This is a genomic window from Ligilactobacillus equi DSM 15833 = JCM 10991 (assembly GCF_001435735.1).
GTDB lineage: Bacteria > Bacillota > Bacilli > Lactobacillales > Lactobacillaceae > Ligilactobacillus > Ligilactobacillus equi.
This window is the reverse complement of the sequence record NZ_AZFH01000012.1, coordinates 20,893-27,711: the sequence shown is the minus strand read 5'-3', so window position 1 is coordinate 27,711 and position 6,819 is coordinate 20,893. Positions and strand designations below refer to the sequence as shown.

General features: G+C 38.7%; 3 protein-coding genes. 1 reads left to right on the top strand and 2 read right to left on the bottom strand.

Translation table 11 applies throughout. From position 1 onward, the window contains the following. The first annotated feature begins 1,113 nt into the window (after positions 1-1,113). The gene (gene mprF, locus FC36_RS02270) at positions 1,114-3,699 is read left to right on the top strand and encodes a bifunctional lysylphosphatidylglycerol flippase/synthetase MprF (protein WP_025021436.1); all 2,586 of its coding nucleotides are present in this window, start codon (positions 1,114-1,116) and stop codon (positions 3,697-3,699) included. 175 nt (positions 3,700-3,874) lie between these two features. Here the strand turns inward: mprF and pgmB are convergent, their stop codons facing one another. Together pgmB and FC36_RS02260 are read right to left on the bottom strand one after the other, a co-directional pair. Then, positions 3,875-4,543 (bottom strand): beta-phosphoglucomutase, encoded by a 669-nt coding sequence (gene pgmB / locus FC36_RS02265; RefSeq protein WP_023860292.1) that lies wholly within the window; start codon positions 4,541-4,543, stop codon positions 3,875-3,877. Positions 4,544-4,551: 8 nt separating this feature from the next. Next, positions 4,552-6,804 carry a glycoside hydrolase family 65 protein gene (locus FC36_RS02260; protein WP_023860293.1) on the bottom strand — a complete coding sequence of 751 codons (2,253 nt, stop codon included), beginning with the start codon at positions 6,802-6,804 and terminating at the stop codon, positions 4,552-4,554. Positions 6,805-6,819 lie beyond the last annotated feature (15 nt).

Genomic DNA, 6,819 nt, shown 5'->3' with positions numbered 1-6,819 from the left:
AACCCTGTTAAGCTTTTTTTGCGAATTTTCAAATATTACGAACTAGCAAATCGCGTGATAAGTTATTATTTCTTCTTATTGTAAATTATAAGCCTAGTCTTGAAGATTGTCTAAACATTTCCAATATGCAAAGGTTCCTTCATGTATTTATAACTCTTTTCCATAATCAACAATGTGTCACCTATTAACAGACACTGTGACATTTAATCGCTGACTAATACTGTTTCAAAGCAAAAAAGGCTCCTATTTCTAGGAACCTTTTAGTTGTTATGCTAAACTTTGACCGTAAGCATCCACTTCACGGATGGCTTGGGCATATTTATCCGGATCGAACGGCGTATTTTTGTATTCGTTGGTGGTCATAGCCCCTTGCACAATAGCTTCAACATCACTATCTTGTAAGCCAATTTCGGCTACAAAGTTAATTGAAGTGAACTAAAAAAAGACCAAGGCATAAACCTTGGTCGGGGCGGGACAGAGTCTTGCCGTCCCCAAATGGCTATAAGAGTTGGTGTGTGCGTATCACTCTGAGCGTGCAAAACGAGTGCGATACACCAACGGAGAGTCCGCAAGGACTACTGCAACTATCCTCGTGATAGTTGTGCATTGCCTAAACGTCTTTTAGTATCATGGCAGTATCTGACTGCCAGTGCTAGAAGCTCGGTACTTCAGTACCGAGTTCATTCACTGTCATAATTCATCATCCCTTCCCCTCGTAATCTAAGAAACATTTTCAAGTAATTTTGATTAATGTATCATGAGAAAATTAAATACTCAAGTGAATTCTCCTAAAAAAACATTTTTATCAAAAAATGTTCGAATTCATTAATTTTTTGATAAAAACTGTGACAAAAAGTTTTTTCTGTGCTATACTATCTAAGTACCTTAATTAAAAGGTTACATATTTCAATCCAAACTCTAGCCCGTGGTATTTCCAATCCTACCACGGGCTTATTTTTGCGCTAAGCCCCCTAGCAGTTACAAATTTTAGTCCTTCTCCTGCTTATTCTAATTATTGTCAGTCTCTTTCTTCTGCACTATAATCATATTATAGCTAAGTGGAACTCTCTTCTTAGCTCTAGCTATAAAAGAAAATTACGAGAGGAGTTTATTATGCACATACTCTATACCAAGATTAAAGACTTCGTGATTCGACGGGCAACCATTTTAAAATTGCTCTTCGTTTTGTCCGTCTTGGTCTTCGTGGTCGCCGAAATTGGTCGTAGTCTAAAAGGCACCGATTGGAGTCGTGTTGGCGCTGACCTCGCTTCACGCTCACCTTTAGACTTTGTCATCATGCTCGTCTGCGGGCTGATTGCTGTAAGCCCCATGCTGATTTACGACTTCACAATTGTTGAATTTTTACCCGGAAAATTTTCGAAAAAATACATTATTAAAAGTGGTTGGATTACCAATACCTTGACGAATATTGCCGGTTTTGGGGGCTTTTTGGGCGCAGCGATGCGGGCTACTTTCTATAAAGATCGTGCCAGTCGCCAGGAAATTCTCTATGCAATTTCAAAAATTGCGCTTTTCTTATTATCGGGGCTTTCCGTACTTTCCTGGGTAGCGCTCTTGGATATTTACTTTCTCCACGATAATGTTGACCTCCACCAGTACTGGTTTTGGTTACTACTTAGTGGGCTTTACTTTCCCCTCTTGTTTATCGTGACGCGCTTTAAGGACAATAAATTTTTCCATGACCTTAACTCCCGCCAATCTTGGCGCTTAGTACTTGGCTCGACCTTAGAATGGGGCTTTGTCGCCCTCTTCTTCTTATTAATCGGAAAAGTCCTCGGGGTCGATAACCACTTACTCCTTTACGCTTTTCCCCTTTACATCATCGCGTCGGTACTTGGAATCGTTTCGATGATTCCTGGTGGCTTAGGTTCCTTCGATGTTTTCATGTTACTAGAATTAGTAAACTTAGGCATTCCTAAAGAAACCATTTTAGTGTGGATTATTTACTTCCGAATTTTCTACTACTTTATACCCGTTGCGTTGGGAATTTTCTTCTTTTTGCACAATATGGGAGCAAAGGTTAATACTTATTTTGATGGCATTCCTGCTGAAGCTTTATCCCGTTTTGCCCACAGTTTGATTACCCTTTTCCTGTACTTTTCGGGTATCTTCATGTTTATGGAATCAGCCGTACCAGAATTAACAATCCGCAATAAATTTTTGGTTAACCTCTATCCTTTGACCTTCTTATTTATCCACCAACTAACCAATATTTTCTTCGCCTTTGCCTTGCTTGGCTTGGCGCGGGGAATTTACTCGCGGGTGAAAAAAGCTTACCTACCAACTTTGGTTTTCGTGGTGATTGGGATTTTGAACACCCTCTACCAAAACTTCAACTTGTCCCTGATTGTTTATTTGGGAATTGTTTTAACACTGCTCTTGCTATCATCTAAGTCTTATTATCGCAAGCAATTGCAATATTCCTGGGGAGCTTTTTGGGTTGATGGGCTCATCTTCGGGGGTGGTTTCATCCTCTATGTTTTAGTCGGCGTTATCAACCGGCCTAAATTTACCCTCCATCACCATGTACCCACCCAACTCTTTTTCCCGGACCAAAGATTATGGTTTTCAGGTTTAATCGGAATTGTCTTAGCTGTTTTAGTTTTGGTCGCCATTATTCATTATCTGACTCACGGTGAGGATCCCTTCGTGGATGAAAAGCCGGACTTAAGTCGCGCCCAAGCTGTGATTGCTAATTTTGGGGGCAATGAAACTAGTCACCTTGCCTTTTTAGGCGACAAAAATCTCTTCTTCTACCAAGCCCAAGGCCAAGATCAAGTCTTTTTCATGTATCGTAAAACTGTTAATAAATTGGTCATTATGGGGGAACCGGTGGGAAACTCCGCCTACTTTGAAGTCGCGATTGAGGCCTTCTTAGAAAAAGCCGACCTCTACGACTACGAACTGGTCTTTTATGAAGTCGGTGAAGACTTGACCATGTTGTTGCATAGCTATGGGTTTGACTTTATTAAAGACGGGGAAGACGCCTGGTTGAATTTAGCTGATTTCACTTTAACGGGTAAGAAAATGAAAGGAACCCGAGCCTTAATCAATAAGTTTGACCGCGAAGGTTACCAGTTTGAAATCTGGCAACCACCTTTCTCACCTGAAGCATTCGCTAAATTAAAGACTATATCCGATAGTTGGTTGGAAAAACAAGCTGAAAAAGGTTTCTCACTCGGCTTTTTCTCTGAAAATTACCTCAACCAAGCGCCTATAGCGGTGGTTTCCGACGCCAAGGGCGAACCTGTCGCCTTTGCGACTTTGATGCCAACTGGTAGCAAGAAAATCTTGACGATTGACCTTATGCGCCATAATCGTCAAACCGCCCCTTCTGGTATCATGGACGAAGTTTTCGTCAGCCTTTTCCGTTATGGGCAAGAAGAGGGTTACCAACAGTTTTATCTCGGCATGGCTCCCTTAGCTAATGTCGGGCAAAATAAGTTCTCCTTCTTAGGTGAACAAATCGCTCACTTTATTTATGAATATGGCCATAAACTTTACGGTTTCCAAGGATTACGCAACTATAAAAATAAGTTTGCCACTTCTTGGCACGCCAAGTACATTGCCTATCAAAAGAAGAGCATCCTGCCTTCCACTATGTTACAATTAGTCCTTTTAATCAACCAAAGAGCCGACCAAAAACCTAGACGGTTGAAGGACTTCTTACAAAGATAAACTAAAAAGCGTTTGCATCATGAAGTGCCTTATAATTGTTAGACAAAAGGACTAACGATTGTGAGGCATTTTTCTATGACAAAAAAACGCACTCAAAAATAAAGCTAAAAAGAAGCCAAAAGTCCCGCACTTTTGGCTTCTTCTACGTAAAGAGTTGTATTTGATATTAATTTAATTATTTGTGGTAACGATCAAAAACATCACTAAAAAGTTGGTAAGTGAAATTTCTCGTAGTTGGTACCACACAATCTGCTTGTCTTAATTCATTTTTATCTCCGACTGCAACTGCTACCATGTCTGCAGCTTTGATTGCTGAAACTCCGGCAACCGCATCTTCAACACCAACACATTGATTAGGGGCTACTCCAACTGCTTTAGCACCAGCTAAAAAGATATCTGGAGCAGGTTTTCCTGCTTTAACTTTGGCTGGGTCAGCTACAGCATCAAAAACATGTGCTAAACCAAGCTTTTCTAAAATAAATGGTGCATTCTTTGAAGCTGAAGCTACTGCTAATTTAACACCATTTGCTTTTAAATCTGTCAAAAGCTTAGAAATACCAGGTAAAATATCTTCTTTAGTTAATTTACTAATAGCTTCAACGTAGTAATCATTCTTCTTATTGGCTAAGTTTTGTACTTCTTCTTTTGAATACTTGTCTAATAAGTCTCCAAATTTTAAGATAGCTTCCAAAGATTCAGTTCGACTAATTCCTTTTAAATTTGTTTCAAAACTAGCTGGTAAATCCAAATTAAACTCTTCTTTAGCTAACTTGCTCCAAGCTTGAAAGTGGAATTTGGCTGTATCGGTTACAACCCCATCTAAATCAAATACTGCTGCTTGCATAATTTCACCTACTTTAATTCTAAATCCTTACCGTTCAAATTAATTGTTAAAGCTGGTCCTTCTAAAAGACTAACTTGGGATACATCCTTGCTTGCTTTAACTTCAAGTAACCGACCTCTAAAGTTAATTCTAAATTCATACCCATCCCATTGTTTTGGTACAAATGGTGCAAAGAATAACTTACCATCCTTAACCCGCATACCTGCAAAACCTTGGACAATAGCTAACCATGAACCGGTCATAGATGTAACGTGTAACCCATCAACTGTATCATTATTGTAATTATCAAGGTCAAGTCGTGCTGTTCGTGAGTAAAGTTCGAAAGCTTTTTCTTCTTTATGCAAGTCCGCTGCAACAATAGCATAAATAGATGGTGAAAGAGATGATTCGTGAACCGTGTATTGTTCATAGAAGTCAAAGTTTCTTGCTTTTTCTTCTTTTGTAAATTTATCAATAAAGTAGTAAATCCCTTGCAAGACATCAGCCTGCTTGATGTATGGTGACCGTAAGATATGATCCCAAGACCAATTTTGGTTCAATGGTAATTGGTCAGCAGGAATTTCTGAAACAGGTCGTAAGTCCTTGTCTAAGAAACCATCATGTTGAACAAAAATCCCAAGTTCTTTATCTTCTGGCAAGTACATGTTATCAGCGATTTCTTCCCATTTAGCAAGTTCTTTTGACTCTAAACCTAATTGACTTAATTTTTCAGGACTAACTTGACTAGAAACTTCTTTAGCATACCGTAAACACCATTGTGCTAAAAGGTTAGTGTACCAGTTGTTATTAACATTATTTTCATATTCATTAGGACCAGTTACCCCATGAATCATATATACTTGCTTTCTTTGAGAGAAATGAACCCGATCAGCCCAGAAACGAGCAATTCCTACTAAAACATCAAACCCATCATGAGTTACATATTCAGTATCCCCAGTATAACGAGTGTAATTGTAAATAGCATAAGCAATGGTTCCATTTCTATGAATTTCTTCAAATGTAATTTCCCATTCATTATGACATTCAATCCCATTGAAGGTAACCATTGGATATAAAGCACCCTTCAACCCTTGTTCTTTTGCATTGTGGAAAGCACCTGGTAATTGCTTGTAACGGTATTCAAGTAAGTTTCTTGTTACAGATGGTTCAGCTAAAGAAAGGTATAAAGGAACGGCAAACGCTTCTGTGTCCCAGTAAGTAGCACCACCGTACTTTTCACCAGTAAAACCTTTTGGTCCAATGTTCAAGCGTGCATCATTACCATAGTAAGTTGAGAAAAGTTGGAAGAGATTGAAGCGAATCCCTTGTTGTGATTCATCATTGCCCTTAATTTTAACATCCGCCTTTTCCCAACGTTTCGCCCAAACATTTGCTTGAGCTTCTTGCAATTCTTCAAAGGAGAGTTTACTTTGCTTGTGTGATAATTCCTCAGCCGCTTTATCTAAACTTGTTTGATCGGCATAATCACGAGAAGTTACTACAACAACTCTTTTTTCAAAATCAGCAATTTCTCCTACTTCTAAATTTTTGGCATAACTGTTAACAGTCTTTGTTTCATCTTTAAAAGCCCCGATACTTTCAAAACTACCTTTGTGGTCACTGACCATTTCAACTGTAAAACGAGGTGTGCCAAAATTATTTTTAATAGTTTCGGAAACTAATTTAGAACCTTGTTTTGTATTAGAAGTTGCGTGTACTTCCCAGAAATGTTCATCGTAATTAGCATCTTCATTAAAGACATTAGCATCAATGAAAGAATCAACCTCAACCTTAACGGCCTTTTGTCCCAAGTTTTCAAAAGATAACTTGTTAGCATAAAGCTCTTTAAAGTCAGCACTGACAAAACGAACAGAAGTTACCTTGACTTTTGCATCTTCTTTTTCCACTACATATGATCGAGTCAAAAGCCCCTTTTTCATATCCAAAGCTAACTCGAAATCAGAATACTTATCTTTAGCTAGGTCAATTGAACTGTTATTTAATTTGATATCAACAGAAACAAAGTCAACGGCATTAATAACTTTACCAAAGTAAGCTGGATAGCCATTCTTCCACCAACCGACCCGCGTCTTGTCTGGGAACCATACTCCTCCAAGGTAAATTCCTTTGTGGGTATCATCTGAGTATTTTTCTTCAAACATTCCCCGCATCCCCATGTATTCATTACCAATTGAAGTCATAGATTCTTGCAAACGTTTGTTATCTTTATCTAATGTATGTGTCACGACCTTCCAAGGGTCAATTTCAAATATTCTTTGCATAATAATTAGTCCTCT